The 639-nt window shown below is 60.3% G+C and carries 1 protein-coding gene; it reads left to right on the forward strand.

The annotated features are described in order from the left end of the window. On the forward strand, positions 1-639 hold a 639-nt coding region (locus tag V7680_RS15690; RefSeq protein WP_335654184.1), incomplete at both ends, for an HAD-IC family P-type ATPase.

The raw sequence follows: 639 nt of genomic DNA on the forward strand, positions 1-639 counted from the left end.
GCGAGATATTGGAAGGGCGCTCGAACGTAGACGAATCCATGGTGACTGGCGAGCCTTTAGCGGCGAGTCGCACTGTGGGTGATCAGGTCGTCGGTGGCAGCATCAACGGTCAAGGTTCGTTCGTGATGCGTGCCGACAAGATCGGCCGCGACACCATGCTCGCGCAGATCGTGCAGATGGTCTCCAGTGCGCAGCGCAGCCGCGCACCGATTCAGGGCCTGGCTGATCGGGTTGCCGGTTACTTTGTTCCGGCTGTGGTGCTGGTGGCGGTGGTGGCCTTTGTTGCCTGGTCGTTATGGGGGCCTGAGCCGCCTATGGCTTACGGTCTGATTGCGGCAGTCAGTGTGCTGATCATTGCGTGCCCTTGTGCCTTGGGCCTCGCCACGCCAATGTCGATTATGGTCGGCGTAGGCCGTGGTGCGCAAAACGGGGTGTTGATACGCGATGCCGAAGCGCTTGAGCGGTTGGAAAAAGTCGACACCGTGGTTATCGACAAAACCGGCACGCTTACTGAAGGCAAACCCAGCGTGGTGGCAACCCGCCCTGCAGAAGGCTTTGACGAAGCCCAGTTGCTCCAATTGGCGGCGTCGTTAGAGCGTGGCAGTGAGCATCCGTTGGCCAACGCCATAGTGGAAAAGG

Source organism: Parasphingorhabdus sp., assembly GCF_036963705.1.
Lineage (GTDB): Bacteria > Pseudomonadota > Alphaproteobacteria > Sphingomonadales > Sphingomonadaceae > Parasphingorhabdus.